General features: G+C 60.4%; 16 protein-coding genes. 1 reads left to right on the plus strand and 15 read right to left on the minus strand.

Annotated elements, in window-relative coordinates; genetic code table 11:
- Positions 1 to 391: 391 nt before the first annotated feature.
- The gene (locus tag C7S18_RS17305; RefSeq protein ID WP_106892747.1) at positions 392 to 1,084 is read right to left on the minus strand and encodes a hypothetical protein; all 693 of its coding nucleotides are present in this window, start codon (positions 1,082 to 1,084) and stop codon (positions 392 to 394) included.
- A gap of 714 nt (positions 1,085 to 1,798) precedes the next feature.
- On the opposite strand from C7S18_RS17305, the gene C7S18_RS17315 reads away from it, so the two are divergent.
- Positions 1,799 to 2,317: a plastocyanin/azurin family copper-binding protein gene (locus C7S18_RS17315; RefSeq protein ID WP_106892749.1), complete on the plus strand. Its 519-nt coding sequence runs from the start codon at positions 1,799 to 1,801 to the stop codon at positions 2,315 to 2,317.
- A gap of 14 nt (positions 2,318 to 2,331) precedes the next feature.
- Here C7S18_RS17315 and C7S18_RS17320 read toward each other — a convergent pair whose 3' ends face one another.
- From C7S18_RS17320 to C7S18_RS17400, 14 genes are all read right to left on the minus strand, one after another.
- Positions 2,332 to 3,870, minus strand: a complete 1,539-nt coding sequence (locus C7S18_RS17320; RefSeq protein WP_106892750.1) for a DUF1501 domain-containing protein — start codon at positions 3,868 to 3,870, stop codon at positions 2,332 to 2,334.
- A gap of 9 nt (positions 3,871 to 3,879) precedes the next feature.
- Complete coding sequence (locus C7S18_RS17325) at positions 3,880 to 5,802, minus strand: DUF1800 domain-containing protein (RefSeq protein ID WP_106892751.1); 1,923 nt, start codon at positions 5,800 to 5,802, stop codon at positions 3,880 to 3,882.
- Between the two features lie 216 nt (positions 5,803 to 6,018).
- Complete coding sequence (pcp, locus tag C7S18_RS17330) at positions 6,019 to 6,639, minus strand: pyroglutamyl-peptidase I (RefSeq protein ID WP_106892752.1); 621 nt, start codon at positions 6,637 to 6,639, stop codon at positions 6,019 to 6,021.
- Positions 6,636 to 7,571 (minus strand): 5-oxoproline transporter, DUF979 family subunit, encoded by a 936-nt coding sequence (locus tag C7S18_RS17335; RefSeq protein ID WP_106892753.1) that lies wholly within the window; start codon positions 7,569 to 7,571, stop codon positions 6,636 to 6,638. Before C7S18_RS17335 ends, pcp begins: the two co-directional genes overlap by 4 nt.
- Positions 7,568 to 8,248, minus strand: coding sequence for a DUF969 domain-containing protein (locus C7S18_RS17340; RefSeq protein ID WP_106892754.1), 681 nt, complete (start codon positions 8,246 to 8,248; stop codon positions 7,568 to 7,570). Before C7S18_RS17340 ends, C7S18_RS17335 begins: the two co-directional genes overlap by 4 nt.
- Before the next feature lie 3 nt (positions 8,249 to 8,251).
- Positions 8,252 to 9,970, minus strand: coding sequence for a glutamine--tRNA ligase/YqeY domain fusion protein (locus C7S18_RS17345; protein ID WP_106892755.1), 1,719 nt, complete (start codon positions 9,968 to 9,970; stop codon positions 8,252 to 8,254).
- 1,115 nt (positions 9,971 to 11,085) lie between these two features.
- A complete protein-coding gene (locus C7S18_RS17360; RefSeq protein WP_106892757.1) occupies positions 11,086 to 11,454 on the minus strand; it encodes a GIY-YIG nuclease family protein in 369 nt (122 codons plus the stop codon).
- 599 nt (positions 11,455 to 12,053) lie between these two features.
- Positions 12,054 to 12,719, minus strand: a complete 666-nt coding sequence (locus C7S18_RS17370) for an ABC transporter ATP-binding protein (RefSeq protein ID WP_106892759.1) — start codon at positions 12,717 to 12,719, stop codon at positions 12,054 to 12,056.
- 11 nt (positions 12,720 to 12,730) lie between these two features.
- Complete coding sequence (locus tag C7S18_RS17375) at positions 12,731 to 15,118, minus strand: ABC transporter permease (protein WP_106892760.1); 2,388 nt, start codon at positions 15,116 to 15,118, stop codon at positions 12,731 to 12,733.
- Between the two features lie 14 nt (positions 15,119 to 15,132).
- Complete coding sequence (locus tag C7S18_RS17380) at positions 15,133 to 17,556, minus strand: ADOP family duplicated permease (protein WP_106892761.1); 2,424 nt, start codon at positions 17,554 to 17,556, stop codon at positions 15,133 to 15,135.
- 9 nt (positions 17,557 to 17,565) lie between these two features.
- Complete coding sequence (locus C7S18_RS17385; protein ID WP_106892762.1) at positions 17,566 to 20,025, minus strand: ABC transporter permease; 2,460 nt, start codon at positions 20,023 to 20,025, stop codon at positions 17,566 to 17,568.
- A 19-nt stretch (positions 20,026 to 20,044) separates the two neighbouring features.
- Positions 20,045 to 20,791, minus strand: coding sequence for an ABC transporter ATP-binding protein (locus C7S18_RS17390; RefSeq protein WP_106892763.1), 747 nt, complete (start codon positions 20,789 to 20,791; stop codon positions 20,045 to 20,047).
- Between the two features lie 57 nt (positions 20,792 to 20,848).
- Positions 20,849 to 22,102 carry an efflux RND transporter periplasmic adaptor subunit gene (locus tag C7S18_RS17395; RefSeq protein WP_106892764.1) on the minus strand — a complete coding sequence of 418 codons (1,254 nt, stop codon included), beginning with the start codon at positions 22,100 to 22,102 and terminating at the stop codon, positions 20,849 to 20,851.
- A 157-nt stretch (positions 22,103 to 22,259) separates the two neighbouring features.
- Positions 22,260 to 23,063: a MerR family transcriptional regulator gene (locus C7S18_RS17400; RefSeq protein WP_170113328.1), complete on the minus strand. Its 804-nt coding sequence runs from the start codon at positions 23,061 to 23,063 to the stop codon at positions 22,260 to 22,262.
- Between the last annotated feature and the right edge of the window lie 109 nt (positions 23,064 to 23,172).

The following is a 23,172-nucleotide window of genomic DNA, read 5'->3' on the forward strand; positions in this document are numbered from 1 at the left end:
GTAGGTCTATCTTGGACTTTCAGACTCGCACTGAGTCCGGCACGCGTTCGGACTCAGTGCTCCAGAATCAATCACTTGAGTGTTTGATTCTGGGCGGGCCATCCATCGCCCGCATGGCCTCTGAACTGGTTCAGAGGCTCCCTTGCAGCCGCAAGAAATAATCATGCGCTGCACCAGATAGCGGCCACTGGCACAGTGCACGCTTCCGTCTTGTCTCGAACGACACGCGAGCGCCAACTTGGGCTGACTCAGACGCAGATCAAGGGTGCCACTCAGGACACCTCACCCACGATTTGCGCATAGATTTCATCACCGCGCATCGCGTCGCATCATGATTGCAAGCGTGAACCCAGAAACGACCACCGGGCATGACACGCTACACCCAACGCGATCAGTTGCCCGCTTGACTGCCGGCAACGCGCTCAAGCCGAATCGAACTCACGATCTGCGACTCCATGGCATCAACCAGCGCTTCAGACTCCTGACCAAGACCTGACTTATAGATGCTGACAAGCAGCAGTTCGTCCGTCGAGATCGGCCGAATTAATCTATAGTGGCCTTGTCCCAAGACCAGCTTCACCCACTGTTTGTCTCGGAGCGAAACCGTACTGTAGTTCTTGGGGCGATCTGTTGTTGGCGGCGTATAACCCGATTCGAGGTGGGCCTTGGCTGCGCTCTCCATGTTCAACTGGTGATAGGCATCTACCGTCTTCTCTTGATCATACCGATCAGGATCTAGCGCAACCTTGCCCCAGATCGTCGAGACATTGAATGACACTAACGCGGTGGGCGACTCCATACGACTGCGACCGAACTCAGCGTTCAGGCGAACCCATCCCTTGAACCTCGATTCTGGCCCCTCGCTTGCAATGATTGCCGAAGACGGCGCCCGATTTGGGACCTCCTTCGACAAGATCGCTGGCACATCAGCTTGCAGACGCCACACCTCACCGTGCGAGCCGCGAATCTCCCAGCTTGCGTGGGCCAGCACGTCTTCCGCGCGTTTAGGGAAATAGCCGACACAGCCAGCCAATAGACCGGCAACTATTGCCAGCGACCATTGCAGGTAACGATCCGTTTTCATCTGCGGCACTCCAAGTCGATGTCAAGACAGTTCGATCCAGTCAATCAGGCCGCCACCGGCGGCACTTGGAACCAGAATCCAATTGGACCCGAACTTGAGCACAGCACTACTCAATCTACCGAGACACTCATTCGGATCACGGCATCTGAGCCGTCAAGGCGAAGAATGTGCAACTTGCATCGCGACGACGTCCGACCACGCAATTCCGAGCCAAGCCGCACTGCCATTGTTGTTTGTGTGTTGACTTGGCGTTTGACCAGTCGCCCGATCCCACAAGGTTCTGACGCGCCCAGTCGCATGACGTTGTGACGGGGCATCGACCAAGGCTAATTCCAACGCTACGAACACAGCTTTAGTTGAGCTTCCAAGCACTTAATGGCCTCATCGACAGACTGGGCATCAATACAAACATCATCAGTCTCGACCAGAAAGGGACAATGCCACGTTGCCGATTCCAAATGGACGCTCACACCATTCACCGAAAAGAACCAAAGTCCGTCGTCATCGCCGTCATTAGCCTTCTGGTGCTGGATAATCGAAACGCGGGGATGAACTAGGCGAAAGTACGCCAAGATCTGTTCGATGTCGTTGCTTTTTTGCATGATTGCTCTCAGCAAAATGTCGTTCTGAAGGCTTGGACCGAGGGCGACTCGCGGAACATACCGCCCTGTCCTGCGGTAACCTTGATACCCAAGCACACCTTTGCGAACTGCGATGAACCAGCCAGTTGCCAGCGAACCTTGTTCACTTCCGTTGCGGCAGATCGTGCCGCTTAGCCTGCGTCTGTTATTACTGGGCTGCCTGCTGCTCAGTCTGTCAGCGCACGCAACCACCTGGATCGTGCAGGTCGGCGGTGCGGGCCAAGCTTACAACCCGCAGTTCCTGACCATTGAACCTGGCGACCGAGTCCGCTTTGCCAACATCGGCGGCTTCCACAATGTGGTCGCTGACAACGGCGCGTTTCGCTGCGCGCGGGGCTGCGATGGCGATGGGCAGAACGGCAATGGCAACGCCACAGCGCAGCTTTGGACAGCGACCGTTCAATTCCCCACAGCGGGCCAGTTCGGGTACTTCTGTGAGCCGCACGGTGCGCCCGGGCAAGGCATGTTCGGCGCCATTACCGTTCGCGGCCTACCGCCTCGGCCGGTTGCCGCAGGCGGCATTGGATCAGCGCTGGCGCTAGCGCTGATCGTGTTCTGGGTCGCGCTGATACGGCTCCGAGCACGCGGCTGACAGATTCCATCCATTCACGACAAGAATCCGAGATAGTTCGTCGCGGGGTTGTAATGACTCGACGCCGAGAAGTTGCTGAGGCTCGGGAAAATCAATGAAATGTCGCCGTGATCGAGCCCGAACCAGCGCGCGAGCGTTGCCGCGTACTGTTCGGTCGATGTCGTCGGAATCATGCGGCCGTTGCCGTCACCCGGATCGTTCTTGTTCGGCGATGGCACGCCAAACGGAGTGGTCGGATTGATCAGGCTGGGCATGACCAATCCATAGTTGGACGCTGCCCCCGAGAACCCGCAGCCATTGCCGTAGAACCGGCCGCCGATCACCCCACCCCCTACGACGAACTGATGCGAACTCCAGCCGTGATCGGTGCCAGCCTCGGTGATTGTCTGGCCATTGCCCGTCATCGTGCGCCCAAAGTCGGATGCGGTGAACGCGGTCGCGGCACGCGCTAAGGTTCCACCGGGAATCGAAATGGAGTTCAGCGCGTTGTAAAAGCCAGTCAGCGCACGCGACAGCTGGCCCAGCAAGTCCGCGTGCTGCGGCAACTGGCCGCCGTGGGTGTCGTAGCCGCCCGCATTGACGAAGAACACCTGTCGTTTCAGGCCAGCGTAGCCCGTCAGGTTGTTGTGTGCCGCATAGATCAGCCGCGCCGTGGTCCGCAGCTGATCGCCCAGGCCTCCGGCATTGACAAAGAAGCTGGCAAAGGACGGCACGCCCGCATTGTTCAGCGCGCCATTGACGATCGTCGCGGTTGCCTGCGAGTGGCGAATTGCGTTGGCGTAACTGCGCTCCAACATGTTGGCCTGGGCGCCTGCGGTTTGCAACGAATCGAAGGCCGCATCAAGCAGATTCTGATCGTCGTAAGGCAGATTGATGGTGGTTGCCCCATCCGCATTCATGACATAGCCGTTGACCACGTCGCCGCGAATGAACGCATCTTCGCCGTTCAACGAACTCATGATCGGAATGTTTGGCGGATTCGCGCTGGCCACCATGTCGCAGATGCGCCCGCCCCAACCCGTTGCCGGCGTGTTCGTCGGTGGCGACGATTGCCAGTAGGCCGCTTGGTCCGCGTGGGAATAGAGCTGCGGCGGCAGGGGCGTCGAGCCATTCACGTACTGAGCCTGCGTGACTGGCCCAACCAGCGTGCCGACATTCGCCATGATGGCGCAAGGACTGTTGGCCTGGTTGAACAGTGCCGCGAGTTCGGGCATCGAATTGTGCAGCGCATACTGGATGCCGTCTGCCGACGTGGCCAATGGATCATTCAGCGCATGCAGGCCAGCCCGGGGCAACGCCAACAGCGGGCGCACGCCGCCCGCATTGAAGAAGCTGTTGTAGTTGCTTTGTGTGTACGGCACGATGGTGTTGAAGGCGTCGTTGCCGCCATACAAGAACACGCAGACCAGCGCCTTGTAGTCACTGAACACATAGCCGCCAGTGCGCGTGGCTGCCTGCACGAGTTGGACGTTACCCAGAGCCGAGTACAACGAGGCACCACCCAGGGCAGCGTAGAGCGTCTCGCGAATGAATTTGCGACGATCAGGTCTCATGGTTCGCCCTTATTTCTGAATCATGTATTCGGGGGAGGTCTGGATCAGCAGCAACGCGCGACTGATCCGCTGCAGGCGCCAATCGGCGCCGTCGGCACTGCTGATCGGATTGATCGTGTTGAGGATCACCTGGCGCATGTAGGGCGACATCTGCCCGGACATGAAGCGCGTGTTGTAAGCGTCGAGCAGACGCGTGGCCGGATCCGCCGGGCCACCATTCGCATTGCCCGCCAAGGCGGCGTCCTGGCCACGATTGATCACGACATCGCCATTGTCATCGTCCGGGTCGCACGGTTGCGACACATCAAGCCCGAACGCTTTGCCAGCCGTACTGTTGGTGGCATTGGCAATCAGACTGTCAGTACTCAGTTGGAATTCGGGAGCAACCAGTCCGGCTGCCGTCAATTCACCAGGCGGTTTGTACGACGGCAGAAAGAAGTTGAACACACTGAACGAATTCAATGGCGCTTGCGCGACCCCGCTGCCATACACCGAATCGGCCGTCCCCCATGCCGTCACATATCCGGCATAGCGATACGGCTGATTCAAGTAGTGGTACGTGACTGTATTCGGCGGCGAATCGACGGTGTAGTTGCGGCCACAGTGGTGGGTCGCTCCCATGGCCCGCCAGAAGTGAGTCAAGCGAAGCAGCGGCTCGCGCAGCTTGCCGAATGTGTCGGGCTGATCCCACTGCCCATAGCGCGCCTCTTTGTCGAGTAAGATCGCTTGAATCACCGCACGCAAGTTGCCACGCACATGCGACGCGCTGCCGTCGTCTTTGAACACCTGCGTGACGCGTTGCACGTAGGCGGGCGACGGATTGCTGGTGACCAGACGCTGGATCAACTGCTTGCTGATGAACGGCGGCACGTTCGGATGCCGGAAGATGTTGTCGAGTGCGAACTGCAGATCCGATTGCGGTGTGCCCCCTGCGGCCAGCACGCCGCCGTTGACGACACCTGGATAAGACAGCAACTGCTTGCTGATCAGATCATTGCCGGCATTGGTGCCGTTGTCATGATAGGCCGCGAACGGTGCCATCGGTGTCTGGAAATTCAGACCGGTGTTGTAGTCTGGTCCGCAAGTGCTGAAGCCTGCTGATGTGCAGTCCGACCAGTTCCAGCCGGTGAACACATGTGCGAACGCCGTGATCTGCGCTTGGTTGTAGGTGGGAATGGGCTGCCCGGATGACAACTGCTGCGTGCCATCGTCATTCAGCAGATACAGCCCGACGCCAAACAGCTGATTGATCTCGCGCGCGTAGTTCTCGTCTGGGTGCAGGTTGAGCGACAGATCCGCGCGACGATTGCCGAGCATGTTCAAATACACACCCATCGCGGGGCTCAGCGTGACCTGTTCCAATAGCGTCCGATAGTTGCCGAACGCGTTGTTGACCAGGAGGTCGTAGTACGACGCCAGCCCGTTCGGAAACTGCGCGAGCAGCGCGTTCTGGTCTGACACCACGAGAATCTCGCTGAGCGCAAACGCCACGCGCTGGCGCAATTGATCGCGGTGAATGATCAGGTTGTTCTTGGGGTCGGGGCCACCGAGTGCGCCCAGAAACCAAGACTCGCGCAACGTGGTCGAGCCGGCATTCTCATCCAGATCGGGCGCTGGGTTGGTCACCCAGCGGTAATAGTCCAGGTGCGACGTCGGTGCCGTTGTGAACTGATCGTTCAACCAATTCTGGTAGCCCATTGACAGCAGGCTATTGATATCCGCATCGGTGGGACCGAATGTCGCCTGGGCCAGAAATCGTGCTGCGTCATTCGCGTTAGATGGACCGGCGTTGAGGTCTTCCATGCCATGACTGAACATGGGGCTGGGCTGATGCGCCGCGTCGGCAGCGATTGCCACGGGTGTAGCGACCAACGCGCTGAGAAGTGCCACCCCAGGCAAGCTACGCCGGACGACTGCGTTCATGTTGATCATTACCCATCGCTCCTAGTTGTCGCTGGCTGCTAGCTCGGCTGCTCAGCGTTTGATGGCCCGGGGCTTCCAGGCGCGCCGAAGCGTACGTCCTGCGACTGCCGCAAACCGTGACGCCAGTCCGAGTCAGCCTCGGACGCGACCGCTTGACCGAGCCTTCGCAAGAATCAGAACGCCCAACTGCAAGAAAGCGAACATCGTGCCAGCGAATTACCAGACTTATTGGTCGAGCAAGGTTCGCAGCACGATTTCGATGGCCGCCACTTGGTCCGAAAGCGCCATGCTGGGTGCAAAGCGGTGCTTGACCGCCTGCTCCGGGAGATACGGCAGATGAATGAAGCCGGCGCGGGCACTTGCATCCAGGTCCGCTAACACGTGCAGCGCCCGATACATGACGGCGTTGCAGACAAAGCTGCCTGCGCTGAGCGAGCACTCGGCAGGAATCTCGGCCGCCAAGAGCGACTCGTGCAACTGGCTGACCGGCAGCGTGCTGAAGTAGGCGGCGGGGCCGTTCTTCAATAGCGGCTGATCTTTGGGCTGCTTCCCGGCATTGTCCGGAATTCGTGCGTCGGCCAGATTGATCGCGACGCGCTCAATCGAAATCCGGGAGCGATTACCGGCCTCACCGAGCATCAAGACCAAACCCGGTCGCCGCTTGCGAATCGCGCGCTGCAGAATCGCTTCGGCATCACCAAACACCGTTGGCAACTCGATCGCATGAATGCGGGCGCCGAGCATTTCGCGATCGGCAAAACGCTGCGCGACCTGCCAGGACGGGTTGATGGTCTCGCCACCAAACGGCGTGAAACCAGTAATCAGAATCGGCGCGTTGTAACTCATGTGGGCTTGGCCAGAAAGTAAATCAGGAAGCAGTTGACGATCAGCAGCACGGCGCCCGTTGGCGCCTGCGCTTTGATCACGGCATGCCGGTCGGGAATCTCCAGGAGAATCGCCGGCACGAGATTGAAGTTGGCCGCCATCGGCGTCATCAAGGTGCCGCAGTAGCCGCTCAGCATGCCAATCGCCGCGAGCGGCGCGGCATTAAAGCCATGCGCCTGAACCAGCAACGGCACGGCAATACCGAGTGTCATCACCGGGAACGCCGCAAACGCATTGCCCATGATCATCGTGAATAGCGCCATGCCGAGTGCATAGGCGAGTACGAGCAGAAACGTGGAATCAGCGGGCACGACAGACACGACCAGTTGCGACACCAGCGTCCCGAGCCCGGCTTTCGCGAACACCGCTCCGAGCGTCGCCAACGCGAGCGGCAGCACCACGGCCCAGCTCAGTCGATCGAGCACTTCAACGCCGGATTCAAAGCCAAGACGCGGTGACTGCCGATAGACCTTGCTGCTGATCAACCAGACCGACACGACCGACAGCGCGAGCCCCCACAACGTGGCTTGCGTGGCACTGAGCACCGGCTTGCCCTGCCATTCGATTTGCTTCGCGATCAGCATCAGCGCGACGGTCAGCAACGGGATCAAGATCGCTGGGCGAAGCAGTGGTGGTGTCGTTCCGTCGTGCAGCGTGACGTTGCGCAATATCGTCAATGGCTTGCCAGCGGGCAGCGCCGATAACAAGCCCGCTGCGAGCAAGCCGCCGCCAACCAGCACTGGAGGCAGCCAGTCCGCGAGCGTAAACATCAGCGCGAGCAAGCCCCAAAATGCGGCGCCCGCGTGATCTTTGAGTGCGGCTTTGCGCCACGCCAAGCGTGCGAGGATCAACGCGATCATCAGATAGATCAGCCACAATGGATGCAAGCTCATGGCTGTGCTCCGATTCGATCAAACCGACGTGACCAGAACCACAAGCGCGTACTCTGGATCGCGAACGCGGCAAATGCAGTCGGCAGGCCATAGATTGCAATCGCAAACGGCGCGAGATCAATCCCCTGCTGCGCCAAGGTCGATTGAATCAATAGCACGGCCCCAAATGCGACGAACACGTCCTCGCCAAAGAACAGTCCGATGTTGTCGGTACCCGCACAATGGGCACGGACTTTCGCTTCCGTTTCAGCAGTCAGCGGTTTGCCGGTTTGCGCCGCGACGGCAGCTTCGGCCATCGGCGCGAGGATCGGCCGCACGGTTTGCGGATGCCCGGCAATGCTGGTCAAGCCAAGCATCGCAAAGATCTGCCGCACGGCGAGATACGGGATCAGCACGCGCGCAAAGCTCGGTCGTTTGAGACTTCGGATGAGTCGCTCCGCTTCTTGCCTTAGACCGAGTCGCTCCAACAACGCAATCGCCGGCAAGGTCAGAATCAAGATCGCGAGAAAGCGGTTCTCGGTAAACGCCGCGCCGAGTGTTTCGAGAATCTCGACGATCGACATGCCACCAGCAAGGCCCGACACCAGCCCCGCTGCCAACACCGTCAGCATGGGCTGCAGGCGCAGGGCGAGGCCTGCGATCAGAACCAGAAGTCCGAGCGCAGGCCAAAAGTTCATCGCTTACTTGGCCTTAGCGTACGAATCGCGCAGCGTGCAGATGCGATTGAACACCGGCTTGCCGGGCTGATGATCCAGGCGATCGGTGACGAAGTAGCCGAGGCGCTCGAACTGGTAGCGCGACTCGGGCGCGATGTCCTGCAGACTCGCTTCGAGATAGGCCGTGACCACGCGCACCGAATCCGGGTTCAGATAATCGCGATACGTCTTGCCATCACGATCATCATCCGGATCAGCAACCGTGAACAAGCGATCGTAGAGCCGCACTTCCGCCTGGATCGCGTGCACCGCCGACACCCAATGAATGGTGCCCTTGATCTTGCGATCGGCGCCGGGACCACCTGGGCGCGACGTCAGATCGAGCGAGCAACGGAGCTCAATCACCTGCCCCTCCGCATCCTTGATCAGTTCTTCGCACTTGATGATGCCGACCGAGCGCAGACGCACTTCGCCACCGGGCACGAGTCGATGGAAGCCCTTTGGCGGCACCTCCATGAAGTCTTCGCGCTCGATGTAGACGGTCGACGCAAAACCAACCTGGCGCTGGCCCTTGGTCTCGTCCTTCGGGTGATTCGAAAGCGTCAGCGTTTCCTGGTGATCGGCCGGCAGATTCGTGATGACCAGCTTCAGCGGATCAATGACCGCCATGCGGCGCTCGGCGCGCGCATCGAGATCATTCCGCACTTCGTTTTCGAGCAACGAATACTCGAGAACGGATTCCTGCTTCGTCACACCCGCATTGCGGACAAAATTGCGCAGCGCTTCGGGCGTGTAACCACGGCGGCGAATACCGCGCAGCGTGGGCATACGCGCGTCGTCCCAACCACTGACCAAACCATCGTTGACGAGCGCGAGCAACTTGCGCTTGCTCATCACGAGAAAGTCGAGGTTCAAGCGCGAGAATTCGATCTGTCGCGAACGCCCCGGCTTCAGCTGCAAGCGCGCGAGTTCATCGGCGAGTTCCGGCATGTTCCAGACCGGCAGACTATCCAGGCACCAGTCATACAGCGGTCGGTGGTCTTCAAACTCCAGCGTGCACAACGAATGCGTGATGCCTTCGAACGCGTCCGACAACGCATGCGCGTAGTCGTACATCGGATAGATGCACCAAGCGTCGCCGGTGTTCTGATGGCTGACCTTGCGAATACGATACAGCGCCGGGTCGCGCAGATTGATGTTGCCCGAGCTCATGTCGATCTTCGCGCGCAGCGTGCGCGAACCATCGTCGAACTCGCCCGCCTTCATCCGATTGAACAGATCCAGGTTCTCGGCAACCGAGCGATCGCGATACGGACTCGGCTTGCCCGGCTCCGTCAACGTGCCCCGATACGCACGTACTTCCTCGGCATTCAGATCGCAGACAAACGCCTTACCGTCCTGAATCAAGCGCACCGCGCAGCGATAGAACAGCTCAAAGTAGTCGGACGCGTGCCGCAGCTCCGCCCAGTGATACCCGAGCCACTCCACGTCTTCCTTGATCGCGTCCACATACTCCTGCTCTTCCTTGGCCGGATTCGTGTCGTCAAACCGAAGATTGCAGCGCCCGTTGAACTCCTGCGCGAGCCCAAAGTTCAAGCAGATCGACTTGGCATGACCAAGATGCAGATACCCATTCGGCTCCGGCGGAAACCGCGTCTGAATGACGGCATGCTTGCCCGCCTCCAGGTCATCAATAACGATCTGACGGATGAAGTGGTTTGGAACAGGCGTATCGCTGGACATGGAGAACCGGGTTCGGGTGTTGAGCCGGGTAGTTTAGCAGGGTGTGGTTGGGGGCCGGTTGGTGCTCGATTTGCTCCGCCCCTGTTCGTAGGCGCATGATTTTTCAGGGCTTTATGAGCGGCTCGTACCCTTGCAGCGGCAATTTGGTCCAACCCTACGGATTCGACGGATGCCCCTTGACCATCCACGAGACGAACCGCCAAGCATCGCCGCTGGCGTCGAGTAGGCGGTCGTAGTTGCCTTGGGCGTCGACATTCGTTTCCTCACTGCAAGATTGCCCTGGATTCCGGATTCCGCTGCGCGGCTTCCAGGATGACAACAATGGGGACTGGGGGAATGCGGTGGGCAGCAGTATCCGGGCGGTCGCCGTTGCCCGTCGGGATTTCAATCCGTCGCCGCCGTTGGGTCTCATCTGCCTCCGCCTGCCGCCTGCCGCCTGCCGGCTGCCGGCTGCCGACTGCCGACTGCCGACTGCTGGCTGTCGACTGTCGACTGTCGACTGTCGACTGTCGACTGATTCTGGCCTGTCGCAAGATTGCCCTGGATCCCGGAATCCGCTGCGCGGCTGCCAGGATGACGACAATGGGGGCTGTGGGAGTGCGGCGGACGCCTGTCTCCACTTGGACGGCGATGTTCCTCGTGGATTCAGTGCGTAGCCGCGTTTGCCACACAGCTGTCTCAGGGCGCTCACTAATGCTGGCTTGTCGCAAGATTGCCCTGGATCCCGGAATCCGCTTCGCGGCTTCCAGGATGACGACAATGGGGGCTTTGGGGAATGCGGTGGGCGCCTGCCTCCTCTTGGACGGCGAGATTCCTCAAGGTTTCAGTGGGTCGCCGCCTTTAGCCCGTATCAGCCTCCGGGTGCTGACTAATGCTGGCCTATTGCAAGATAGCCCTGGATCCCGGAATCCGCTGCGCGGCTTCCAGGATGACGACAATACGGGCTGGTGAATTGTGGCGAGTAGCTGAGCCTGCCAGCGGAAACGTGATGCTTCACTGGAATGCAGTACGTCGCCATTGCATGCAGCTGCCACATCACGGGCGCTATTGACCGAGGTAGGCCTTGAGCGGCGCGACACAAGCTTTTTTGAAACAGTCCTTGCGCGAGGCCTGAATTACACCTTGTCGTCATCCTGGAAGCCGCGCAGCGGATTCCGGGATCCAGGGCTATCTTGACTGGTGACATCCAATAACTCGGGATACAAGTCCCGCCATTGCGGATTGATCGATTCAATCAAATTCAGCTTCTTGACGCGCGAAAAGCGCTTTAGCTCCTTCTCGCGCTGGATAGCATCCGTCATCGTCTCGCGCAACTCGAAATAGGCGAGGCGATGTAGGCCATAGCGTTGCGTGAAGCCGGGGAGAAGGCCCTCACGGTGGATCCAGAGCCTGGCAATCAGATTCGACGTCACACCGACGTAGAGTGTGCCATTTCTGTAGTTGCGCAGGATGTAGACAGCTGGCTCGCGGCGGCGTTTCGGCATGGGTCGGATGATGCCAAGGATGCCGGAAGTCGCGGAACCTGATGTGCGCAGATGTGGGCGGTGCCTCGTCGCAAGATCGCCTTGGATCCCGGAATCCGCTGCTCGGCTTCCAGGATGACGACAATATGGCTTGGGCGACTGCTGGTCACATCAAACACCAATCGTTTACCCTGTTTGATGAATCGGCGATTCCGTGGCGTGTCGCAAGATTGCCCTGGATCCCGGAGTCCGCTGCGCGGCTTCCAGGATGACGACGATTGGTGCCGGTAGACTGTGACAAGTAGGTAAGCCTCCCGACCTGAGGCTGATGCCTCATTCGAATCCAGTTCGTCACCACTGCGGGCAGCCGCCACATTCCGGTCGCTGATGATCGAGACAAGCGCTAAACAGCGAAACCCACGCTTTGTGAATCAGTCCATGCGCAAGGGCTGGACTACACCTTGTCGTCATCCTGGAAGCCGCGCAGCGGATTCCGGGATCCAGGGCTTTCTTGCTGAGTTGCTTCGCTGCAAGTGGGACACGGCTTACCGCGGGAAAATCTCGCTTGCCCTCGGATCAAATACGAGATGACGACAATATGGCTTGCACCAACGCCCAACTCAAGCCCGACTCAACACCCCATCCAACATCCGATAACACGGATTCCCGTACGCGGCAAAACTATCGTGATGGGTCACTTGAACGATCGTACAGCCTTGTTCGTTCAGGGACTTTAAGAGCTCCATGATCATCCGGCCTTGTTCGCTATGCAGCGCACCGGTCGGCTCATCAGCGAGTAGCACTTTCGGTTCGGCAATCAGCGCGCGGGCGACGGCCAGCATTTGTTGTTGGCCGCCGGAGAGTTGGCTCGGGTAGTCGTCGCGGCGATGGGCAAAGCCAAAGCGTTCGAGCATGGTGTCGACTTTCTGGCGGCGTTCCTTGCTCGGCAGATTGCGGTAGTTCAGCGGCAGCTCCAGGTTCTCGGCTAGCGTCAGATCATCGAGCAGGTGGTATTGCTGGAAGATGAAGCCGATCTGATCGCGGGCAAACCCTTGGCGGGCTTTGGGGCTCATGCCGTGCAACGCTTGGCCGTCGAACCAATACTCGCCTTGCCAGTCGTGATCGAGCAGGCCGATCACTTGCAGTAACGTGGATTTGCCCGAACCAGACGGGCCGGTGATGCTGACAAAGGCACCTTGTGGCACGTCCAGTTGAATGTCACGCAGCACCGGCGTTTGGCCGGCGCGGTTTTTGTAGTAGCGGGAAACGCCGTTCAATCGAATCATCGGTCAGACACTCAATCAGTCCGCAGAGCTTGCATGGGTTGCAAGCGTGCCACACGCCAGGCTGGAACGGCAGTCGCCACCAACACCGCGAATAGCAGCACGACGCCAGTGACCGCATACGACGACCAAGCCATCGCGCCTAGTCCAAACAACTGCGATTGCAGCAAGCGCAACACGAGCCACGCAATCACGGCGCCGACAGCAAAGCCCAAGCCAGTGAGCGACAGTGCATCCTGCACGAGCCGGGTCGCGAGGCGTCGCGGCTGTGCGCCAATCGCCAGACGCAATCCGAACTCTGGCACGCGGGCGCGTTCGATCAGTGCGGTCAGCGCGTAGATGCCGAATGCAGCGAGGAACAGTGCACACAAAGCAAAAGCGAGCAGGATGCGCGTCAGCAACGTGGTTAGATCGGTTTCTGCGCTGACATCGTCGGCCAACGCGAACTGCCGCGTCGCCGCTTCTTCTGGCGCTTCGCTCGCGATGGCACGTTCGAGTGACTGTTGCACCTGCACTGCAGGCAAAGAACTTCGTGCGACGAAGCTCACGCCCACCCAAGGCGCCTGATCAAACGGAATCCACATCTCGGCTTGAACGTTAGCGCGCGGACCGCGATTGCGATGATCTTTCATAACGCCCACAATCGTGCACACTTTGCGTTCGCCTTGTCCGAGCGGCAACAGCAGTTGCTTGCCGATCGGCGACTCGTCGCCAAACGATTGGCGGGCGAGTCGTTCGTTGATCAACGCGACCATCGGGGCGTTCTGGGTATCGGTGTCGGCGAGATCGCGACCTTCGAGCAGCGGCACGTCCAGCAACGCGCGATAGCCCGACGATACGCCACGCATCAGCGCCTGATAAGGCTCGACCTGGGCCCGTCCGGGCACCATTGCATCGACCTCGAACCGACCAATCGTCGACAACGGTGCTGCGGTGGTATACGCCGTCTGTTCCATGCCCGGTTCGGCCTTCATCGCCTCCAGGACACGCGGTGCAAAGCGTCGCCATTCGGCCGGGCCGCCATCGCGGAACATCTGCAGCACGTGCACGCCTTCCGTACGAAATCCGAGTGTGACGGCGTTTAGCGAGAACAGGCTGAATGCCAGGGCGGCGGCCGTGATGAGCGCCACAGTGGACATCGCGATGCCGATTGCCGGCCCAAGCTTCAACCACCGGTGACGTAGACCCATTTGGCTGCGACCACTGCGCAAGGCTTCGCTTGCATCAGCGCGCAGGCGTGCGCCAAGCAGGCTGGCGATGGCCACAACCGCCACCGCCAACAGTAGCGCAATGCCCGTCACACCCCAGTCGATTTGAATCGACTCACCGCGCGGAAGCGTATCCGACAGCAGTTGCGCGAGCCCGGCCGTCAGCAACTGCGTCACGGCGAGCGCCAGCACGGTTGCGGCGACTGAAATCAGGAACAGTTCCATGACAGTCACGGCAAGCAGGTGGGTGCGGCTCGCACCCAACGCGAGCGACACCGCGTGTTCGCGACTGCGACTGATCGCTCGCGCCTGCAAGGCCAACCCGGCGTTCGTGCACGCGATCAGCAGCACCAACAGGGCGACCGCAAAACAACCCCACAGCACTGCTTGTGTTTCTCCCAACAGGTCATCCAGTGCTGAGGTCACGACGGGCCGCCAGCCGATGTCCTCCTGCCCGAATTGCTCGCGGACCTGAGCCGCAACGCGTGCCGCAGCGGCGTTCGCGGCGGCCAACGTCACGCCTGGCTGCAGCAGTCCAACGGTCGGCACATAGCGGGCATTCGGGTATTCGGGCGAATCCGACTTCGGCTCGAAGCGCGCGAACATCGGCAGCCAGCCACCGACATCCGAGCCGGGATACTGAAAGCTCGGCGGCAGTACGCCAATGACTTCGGCATCGCCATAGCCGAGCGGCATCTTCTGACCAATCACGTTCCGATCGCCGCCATACGAGCGTTGCCATTCGCGGTAGGACAGCACGATCACGCGCCGGTCCGCATCGAGGTCTTCCTGGGTTACGGGCCGACCGAGCAACATCCGCGGCGACAACACTTTGAAGAAATCACCGGTAACGGTCGCGACCGTGAACTCGCGTGGCCGCTCGTTGGGCCGCATCAGCGTTTCGCCACTCCAGTTGTAGCGAGCGACGTACTGGAACACAGATTTTTCTTCATTCAGAGCGGCGGCTTCGGCTGGTGTCAGCAACGCATTTGCGGATTGCCGCGCATTGCTGGCGTTGAACACGACGACGCGATCTGGATCAGCATAGGGCAAACGTTCGAGCACCACGGCTTTCAACACGCTGAACATGCTGATCGCAATCGCGAGACCCAAACCGAGAATCGCGATCAAGCTCGTCGTGAAGCCCGGCTGGCGACTAAGGTGGCGCAGCGCACTACGGAAGGCGGTGAGCATGAGTTTGGCTCCGGTCAGTCGTGGCGAAGTGCGGTCATTGGGTCGACAGACAGCGCGCGGCGGGTCGGCACCCAAATGGCCAGCGCGGAGGCAACGATAATGGACAAGAACACCAGCATGAACAGGCCAATGTCAGGTTCCCAAGCGACCGACTCATTGAGATTCATCACCATGGACCAAGGGAGGCCAAGCGAGAGCCCGATCAGCAGTCCGATGCCGACACGGATCATCGAACCCGCGGACACTTGTTGCATGACCTTCAAGCCACTGGCGCCAATGGCCCGCCGTACGCCGATTTCCCGGGTGCGGTTCGCGACGGTCTGCGATAGCAGCCCGTAGATGCCCGCTGCGGCGAGCAGCAATCCGACCAAGCCGAAAATGCCGAAGATGATTGCAAGCAGACGTTGCCCCACAAAGCCCGTGGCAATCGCGCGATCCAGCGTACGCACCCAGTACACCGGCGTGTCGGCGTCAACCTTGCGAACGATTTCGGGCAACCGTTGTGAGAACGCCTGCAAATCGCCGTTGACGCGAATCGACAGACTGTTGAAGCGCGATGGCGACTGTCTGAGTGCCATCAACACGGTCGGGTTCTGATCGTCCTCCACTTCGGTCAGATGCATCGTAGGCACAACGCCGATGATTTCGATCGGACCTTTATCGTCTGTGCCTTTGAACACACGACCGATGCCATCCTGACCCGGCCAATGGCGTTCAACAAAGGACTGATCCACGACGGCGACGCGACGACCGCCGGCGATGTCGCTCTCATTTAACAGCCGGCCACTGATCGGCTCGATGTTGAACGTCTTGAAGAAGTAGTCGTCCACCGCGCTGAAATCAGCAAAATGCGCATCGCCGTTCGGGTCTTCGCCATCGATACGGTAGTCGATGCCACCAGCCAGAAAGCCTGGCAGCCCTTGCGACACGCTGGCACTGATGACGTCCGGCTCGGCCCGAAGCGCATCGCCCAGGCGCTGGAAGAACTGCATTTGCTCTACTTCAGTCGGGAACGCGGTCGGGAAGATGGCCACGCGTCCAGTCAGCACTTCTTTGGGGTCTACCTTGATCCCGAGGTCCATCGTCGTAATCTGCTCCAGATTGCGATACACCGCACCGGCGCCGACCAGCAGCACGCACGACAAAGCGACTTGCACCACAATCAGGATACGCCCGAAGCGAGACGTGTTGGCGGCGCTCCCTTTGGCGCCATCACGCAAGCCTTGTTGCACGTCGCCGCCCGAGGCACGCCAAGCCGGAATCCAACCAGCGAGCAGCGTGGCAAACAATGCGCTCCCAAATCCCATCAAGGCCAGACGCCAATCGATGCCGAAACTCATCCAGTAGGGTTGGGCTTCGTCATTCGCGGCGAACACTGCGGCAATCCCTTTGCCACCGAAATGCGCGATGATCAAGCCAATCCCTGCCGCCATCAGGCTGAGCAGGAACGATTCGCACAGAATACCGAACAGAATTCGACCCCGGCTCGCGCCCATGGCCACGCGCACCGACAGTTCCCGCGTGCGGGCCACGGCTTGCGCCGCCTGCAATCCGGCAACGTTGGAGCACGCGAGCAACAGAACGCCAAGCGCCGTCGACAGCATCAGATTCAAAATCATGCGTGTGTGCTGCGACGTGAAGTAGAGGCTGATCGGTTGGAAGTCCAGCATGTTTGGCGTGCGCGTGTCGCGGGGCACGTCGTTCTGGATGTCTTGCCAGCGCAGATTCAGACGCTCTCGTAAAGCCAAACCATCAGCGTTTGGTACCAAGCGGGCAAGCACGACGACGGACGACTGCTCGGCTCTGGGCGTATTCGGGTCGAACCGGCCGCCAAACCAAACTTGCTGCGCAGCCGGGTACGTAAAGCCTTCGGGCATCACACCAATGATGCGCGCATCATTCGCATTGATGCGGACTGGCCGACCCACAATATCGGCCGAGCCGCCGAATCGGTCCTGCCACAGTCGATACGAAATCAGTGCCACACGCTCGGCACCAGGTTGATCGTCCGCCTTGCTGATGAGTCGGCCGACCACTGGGGAAACGCCCAGCAACTCGAACAGACCAGCGTTGACCAAGAGCCCATCGTACCGCACCACTTGCTCGGCATCGGCGATGTTGACCGTCGCTTCCTGATACAGGCCGACTGCCTCCAGAGCGGTTTCGTCGCGCAGCGCCTGCAAGGCGTCGCCGGCCACCAGATCATCGAGTTCGCCTGGATCGTCCGGGTCAACTTCACCAATCTGAATCATCCGTTTGGGCTCTGCGAATGGACCGGGCTGCAGCACGAGCGTGTTGATCGCACCGAGCACAAACAACGTGGCACCAAGCCCCACAGCCAATACCGCCACAGCCAACGCGGTGTATCCCGGACGGGAAAGCAGACGCTGCATCGCTTCGCGCATTTCCGCGCGAAAGACCATCAACCAAGCGCTCATGAACACTCCTTATTCAGCACGCAAGACACGCATCGGATCAACCCGTGCTGCCAGCCGGGCCGGCAGCACGCAGGCCAGCAATCCCGTCAGGCCGAGGGTCGACAACACACTCACAAACGTCAAAAGATCGAATGCGCCGACACCAAACAACTGCGCACGCAGCCATTGACCAACATAGGCAGCAAGCAGAACCCCAAGCACTAAGCCGAGCGCGATCAATCGACCACCCTGTGACAGTACGGCGCGGAAGAGATCCGACGCCTGCGCACCCATCGCGAGGCGCACGCCGAATTCACCGTGACGCTGTCCGACCAGGAAGTTCAGCAGACCATAGAGCCCAATGACCGACAGCACCAGCGCTGAGCCGGCGAAGACGCCGATCAACGCCATGGGCGCCCGACGTGAACCCAGCGCACTGAGAATGCGCGCGTCCAGCGTGCTGATGTCGTATATCGGTTGTTCTGGATCGATCCGACGCAAGCGCTCTCGGAGCCCTTGCGCCAGCGCTTCGGATGGCAGGTTGCTGCGCACGACGATCGAACTCATGTTGGCGGGCACTTGGCGCATCGGCATGTAGTAGGTTTCCTTGATCACGTTCTGATCCAGGCTCGCGGTTTTGACTGTGCCAACCACGCCGACGATGCGGTACCACGTCACGTCCTCGCCGTCGGTGTCGTCATTCGTGATGCGCTGACCAATCGGATCAACATCGGCGAAGTATTTGTCGACCAGCACTTGATCGACGATCGCCACGGGCTCGCTCAACTCGGTGTCACTCGTTTCAAAGTAGCGTCCGCGCAGCAGCGGAATCCGCATCGTCTGAAAGAAACCTTCATCGGCAATCCGGATATTGCCGTGCGGCATGGGCTGATCGACGGAAGTCTTGCGACCTTCGATGGAATACGACGCCATGCCCCCGCCCCGCGAGAACGGCAGTCCTTCGATCATGCCGAACTCGGTGAGTCCAGGCATCTGCTTGAGTTCTGCGCTCAAGCGCGTGAAAAAGGCCCGGCGCGCATTGTCGTCAGCGTAGCGCTCGCTCGGCAGCGCGATCGTCGCCGACCACACGCCGTCGCCATCAAACCCGGGCGACTCGGCGAGCACACGGGCATAGCTGCGCATCAGGAGCCCAGCCGAAATCAGCAGCGCCACTGACAGCGCCAATTGGGCGATCACCAGTCCCGAGCGAAGCCGGGTGGTCGCGCGATTGCCGACCGAACCGCGACCGGCGTCTTTGAGGCCGAGTTCGCGCGAACGGCGCATGACGGCAAAGATCGGCAGACACGCAATCAACATGGCCACGATCAACGTGCCACCACCGAGCGCGAGCAGATTTTCCGCCGACAGCACGGATGCCTGGAAACCAAAGGGCAGCGACCCGGCCCCCATTTCGACAAACCCAAGCAGCATCAGGTGTCCTATAGCCAAGCCGAGCAGCGCGGCCAATGCCGCGGCCACGGTGGCCTCGACGAGCGTTTGCCGCGCGAGGCGCCAGAGGCCCGCACCGAGTGCCGAGCGCACGGCGTATTCACGCACGCGCGCCGTGCTCGCCGCCATCATCAGATTGGCAACATTGGCGCATGCGATCAGCAGCACCAGCAAGGTCGACCACTGCAACAACCGAATGGTCGTGGCGGTATCGCCCACCGCGAATTCGCGCAGGTTACGTGCCTTGCCGGTAAAGCCAGCCTGATCCCAGAACGCCTTGTACTCGGCCGGTGCGCGTGCACCATTGCGTGCAACGATGGCCGACATGGCCTGCTCGGCCTGTTCCAGCGTCGCGCCTGGCTTCAGCCGCGCGATCGACAGGGAGTACTCGTGGCCGCGCTCGTTGTCACTGCGCTGCTCGGGGGTGAAGCCAAACGGGATATACATGTCGGCATCGAACCCGCGATACCCGGGCACTTGGAATTGTGGCGGCATGACGCCAATGACCTGCCAGCTTTCGCCATTCATCTTGATCTGCTGACCTATTGCGCTGGGCGCACGCTCGAACAGCTTCAGCCACGCGCCATCCCCCAGCACAACCACCCGGTTCCGAGCATCCGCTTCCTGATCCGTGAATGCACGACCCATCACCGGCTTCACACCAAGGGTGCTGAACAACGACGGCGTGGCCTTCATCGCCTGCCAGCGATCGGCCTCGCCCGAGCTCAGCACGTTCATCGTTTCATAGGTGAACATGCCGATATCGGCAAACGCGTCCACCTGTTCGCGACGATCGAGATAGTCGGGGACCGAGGTGCCAGCGAACTCCAAGTCATTCTTGGGATAGCTGTTGTAGACCATCAGCAGCTGATCACCATCCTGAAATGGCAAAGGCTCCAGCAACAGACGCTGGAACACGCTGAAGACGGCGATATTGGCGCCGAGACCGAGCGCCAACGTGACGATGATGGTCGCCCACAAGCCGGGTCGGGCTCGGAGTTGCTTCAGTGCCGATTTCAGATCGGCCAGCAAGGCATTCATGAGATCCTCCAATGGCCGATCAGGCGGCGTTGCGGCGACTCAGGCGGGCATCTTCCTCGTGACGCAGACGATTCAATGTTTCTTCGTCCACCACGCGGCCGTCAAACATGAAGATCTTGCGCTGCGCGAATTCGGCGTAGCGGGGGTCATGGGTGACCATGCAAATAGTGGACCCGGCTTTATGCAACTCATCGAGCAGGCTCATCACGGCTTCGCCGTTCTTCGAGTCCAGGTTACCGGTTGGTTCGTCCGCCAGCAGGATCGACGGGCGACCGACCAATGCACGCGCCACCGCGACGCGCTGCTGTTGACCACCCGAGAGCTGCGACGGGTAGTGCTTGATGCGGTGGGCCATGCCGACGCGCTCCAGCGCTTCCATTGTGCGCTCCTTGCGCTCAGCCTTGCCGATGCCATCACGATACGTCAGCGGCAGTTCGACGTTCTCGAACACATTCAAGTCGCCAATCAGATTGAACGCCTGGAAAATGAAGCCGATTTCGCGGTTTCTGATGCGGGCGCGGTCGCTCGCGTTCAGCGATTCGACCTGCGTGCCATTCAGTAGATAGCTACCGTCGGTCGGCGAATCGAGCAGACCAAGAATCGACAGCAACGTGGACTTGCCGCAGCCTGACGGACCAGAGATGGCGACATATTCCCCGCGCAGAATATCGAGATGCACCTTGGCCAGGGCATGCGTTTCGACTTCATCCGTGAAGAAGACTTTCTTGATATCACGCATGGTGATCAGGGCGTTGTCGGTACTCATTGGGGGCTTCCTTGTCGTCGCAGTTGCTTGGGTGGTTGAGGTTGCAGGCTGATGGCGTCAGTCGATCTTCAGGCGGTCGTATTTGTCGTATTGGCTGGTGTCGGACAGCACCACCTGATCGCCTTCGGTGAGGCCCTTCCGCACTTCGATCTGGGTCACGCTCGCTCGACCGAGCTCAACCTGGACGCGGTCGGCGCGGCTCGCGCGAGTGTCGTAGCGGAACAGGCTGGTGCGGGTTTCCTGTTGCGACTGCGCTGGGCGGCTGACATACAACACGTTGTTGAGGCGTTCGAGTTCGATGACACCGTCTACGGACAAGTCGGGGCGGGCGCCGGGCGGCAACGCGCCGACCAAGTCGACATCAACCTGCACGCTGCCTTGCACGACGGCAGGATCGATTCGCGCAACGAGTCCTTCAATGATGCCGTTGCGTGTATCAATACCCACCTTCTGACCAATCTGAACGTCCTTGGCCTGCGTTTCGGCAATGCGCAGTTCGGCCATCAGCACATCCGGTTTTGCAACGCGAGCCACATTGGTGCCCGGGGCCAGTTGCGCGCCCTCTTCCACCGGCACCTGCTGCAGCACGCCGGCGATGCCTGCACGCACGTTCAGCGCATCGGACTGGCGACGGCGCAGTTGGTAGGTGTTGTCGAGTTGCTCGATGCGGGCGCGGTCCGCAGCAAGTTGCGCGGCCATGGTCTGATCGAACTTGGTGAGGCGTTCGCGCTCAATTTCGAGGCGCACCTTAAGGCTCCGCGCAGTCAGTTGCGTGCGCCGAAAGTTGATGTCGGAAATGATGCCCTTCTTGTTTAGGTCGGCCTCGGCCTCGGCCTGCAAGTCGGCTGCTTCGGAGTCGCCTTCGGTCGTTGCCAGCGTGGCCTTCTGGTCGAGATACTGGCTTTCCAGTGTCATCTTGCGTGCGGCGTAGTCGGCCTCGGCCGCGACCTTTGCGGCTTGCGCCGAGAGCATCAGGTCCCGGACTTCGGGATTGCTCAGCGTCAGGATGACGGTGTCGGCCTCCACTTTGGCACCCGGCTTGACCAGAATGCGCTCGACGCGAGCGGCCGTTTCGGCCGCAATCCAGCGAATTTCCTTAGGCACGAGCGTGCCGGGGCCTCGTACTTCGCGCATCATGTCGCCGCGCTTGACGGCTTCAATCCAGAGCGTGCTCCGTGCAACCGACGGGGCGGGCGGGTCGAGGTTTGACAGCGCGTAACCGCTGATAGCGAGGGCGACGACTCCCACGGCAATCCAGATCAGATTGCGGCGGCGTTTCTTGACTGCGAGATCGGGGCGATGAATGTCCATGCCGGACTATTGCAATGCCTGTGCCAGTCGCCCCATCAAGTGCTATCTAATTGATTTATCGACATTTCGTTCAGTGGGCAACGATCAATGACCGCCCGCCTTGTCCGGGCCCGAACACTGCAGTGTTCGGGATCGGACAGCGGCGCGGCCGCACGGATCAACCGCCGGCTTCCGCTGCAGCGCTCCGAATCGCCGCCGCAATGTAGTGCGCCAGTCCGGCCTGATGCTGGTCGTAATGGGCAGCAAACCGTGCATCATGCACGTACATTTCGGCGAGTTGGACATGCATCGCGGGTGGGCATGGGTAGTGCCAGCGCTCGATCTGCTCGCGATGCTGACGCGCGAGCTCCCGGGCGACGGCCCCGTCAGGTGGCTGACCAGCGCGGAAGGCGGTGAGGAATTCCGCCACGTTGGCGTCGGCTTCGGCCTGCATGCGGGCGCGATCGTCGGCGCTATAGCGTTGCTGGCGTTTTCGGCTTTCCTGCCACGCGTCGGTCTTGCCCCAGCGTTGTTCGGCCTCGGCGGCGTACTCGCCTTCGCGGAAGGTCTGGGTGCCTTGAAACAAGGTATCGGGGTTCATGGTTTGGTGCTCCTTAATGGCATTGAGGTTGGCATCCACCATTTGCAGCATGGCCTGCAGGCGTTCCTGCTGGGCAAGCAGCGCCGCGCGTTGCGTCTGCAGCACATGTTCGCGGGCAGCGGGCTCGGCATCGAGCAACTGGGCGACCGCCTCCAGACTGAGCCCGAACTCGCGATAGATCAGAATCTGCTGCAAGCGCAGCAAGTCCTGATCATCATACAGCCGGTAGTTGGCCGCGCTACGCCGACTCGGACGCAATAGGCCGATGGCATCGTAGTGGTGCAATGCGCGGACACTCAGGTGACAGCGCGCGGCCACCTCGGTCACGGTGTAAGTCCGGGCCGGTACGTGCTTGGTCTTTTGCGAACGCATGGCTGGCATGGGTCTCTGCTGATTGGGTGGATGATCGTGCCGAGGTCCGGATCGACGATTCGGATTGGTCGGCAAGGTCATCCTGCAGCCTCACGCAACGAGAGGGTCAAGCGATTTT

The organism is Ahniella affigens (assembly GCF_003015185.1).
Lineage (GTDB): Bacteria > Pseudomonadota > Gammaproteobacteria > Xanthomonadales > Ahniellaceae > Ahniella > Ahniella affigens.

Bases quoted from the DNA above. Each gene is read 5' to 3' on its own strand.
- C7S18_RS17370 (WP_106892759.1), bottom strand. From the start codon at position 12,719: ATGATTCGATTGAACGGCGTTTCCCGCTACTACAAAAACCGCGCCGGC.
- C7S18_RS17375 (WP_106892760.1), bottom strand. From the start codon at position 15,118: ATGCTCACCGCCTTCCGTAGTGCGCTGCGCCACCTTAGTCGCCAGCCG.
- C7S18_RS17390 (WP_106892763.1), bottom strand. From the start codon at position 20,791: ATGAGTACCGACAACGCCCTGATCACCATGCGTGATATCAAGAAAGTC.
- C7S18_RS17320 (WP_106892750.1), bottom strand. From the start codon at position 3,870: ATGAGACCTGATCGTCGCAAATTCATTCGCGAGACGCTCTACGCTGCC.
- C7S18_RS17380 (WP_106892761.1), bottom strand. From the start codon at position 17,556: ATGAGCGCTTGGTTGATGGTCTTTCGCGCGGAAATGCGCGAAGCGATG.
- C7S18_RS17400 (WP_170113328.1), bottom strand. From the start codon at position 23,063: ATGCCAGCCATGCGTTCGCAAAAGACCAAGCACGTACCGGCCCGGACT.
- pcp (WP_106892752.1), bottom strand. From the start codon at position 6,639: ATGAGTTACAACGCGCCGATTCTGATTACTGGTTTCACGCCGTTTGGT.
- C7S18_RS17325 (WP_106892751.1), bottom strand. From the start codon at position 5,802: ATGATCAACATGAACGCAGTCGTCCGGCGTAGCTTGCCTGGGGTGGCA.
- C7S18_RS17305 (WP_106892747.1), bottom strand. From the start codon at position 1,084: ATGAAAACGGATCGTTACCTGCAATGGTCGCTGGCAATAGTTGCCGGT.
- C7S18_RS17385 (WP_106892762.1), bottom strand. From the start codon at position 20,025: ATGAATGCCTTGCTGGCCGATCTGAAATCGGCACTGAAGCAACTCCGA.
- C7S18_RS17335 (WP_106892753.1), bottom strand. From the start codon at position 7,571: ATGAGCTTGCATCCATTGTGGCTGATCTATCTGATGATCGCGTTGATC.
- C7S18_RS17340 (WP_106892754.1), bottom strand. From the start codon at position 8,248: ATGAACTTTTGGCCTGCGCTCGGACTTCTGGTTCTGATCGCAGGCCTC.
- C7S18_RS17360 (WP_106892757.1), bottom strand. From the start codon at position 11,454: ATGCCGAAACGCCGCCGCGAGCCAGCTGTCTACATCCTGCGCAACTAC.
- C7S18_RS17345 (WP_106892755.1), bottom strand. From the start codon at position 9,970: ATGTCCAGCGATACGCCTGTTCCAAACCACTTCATCCGTCAGATCGTT.
- C7S18_RS17395 (WP_106892764.1), bottom strand. From the start codon at position 22,102: ATGGACATTCATCGCCCCGATCTCGCAGTCAAGAAACGCCGCCGCAAT.
- C7S18_RS17315 (WP_106892749.1), top strand. From the start codon at position 1,799: ATGAACCAGCCAGTTGCCAGCGAACCTTGTTCACTTCCGTTGCGGCAG.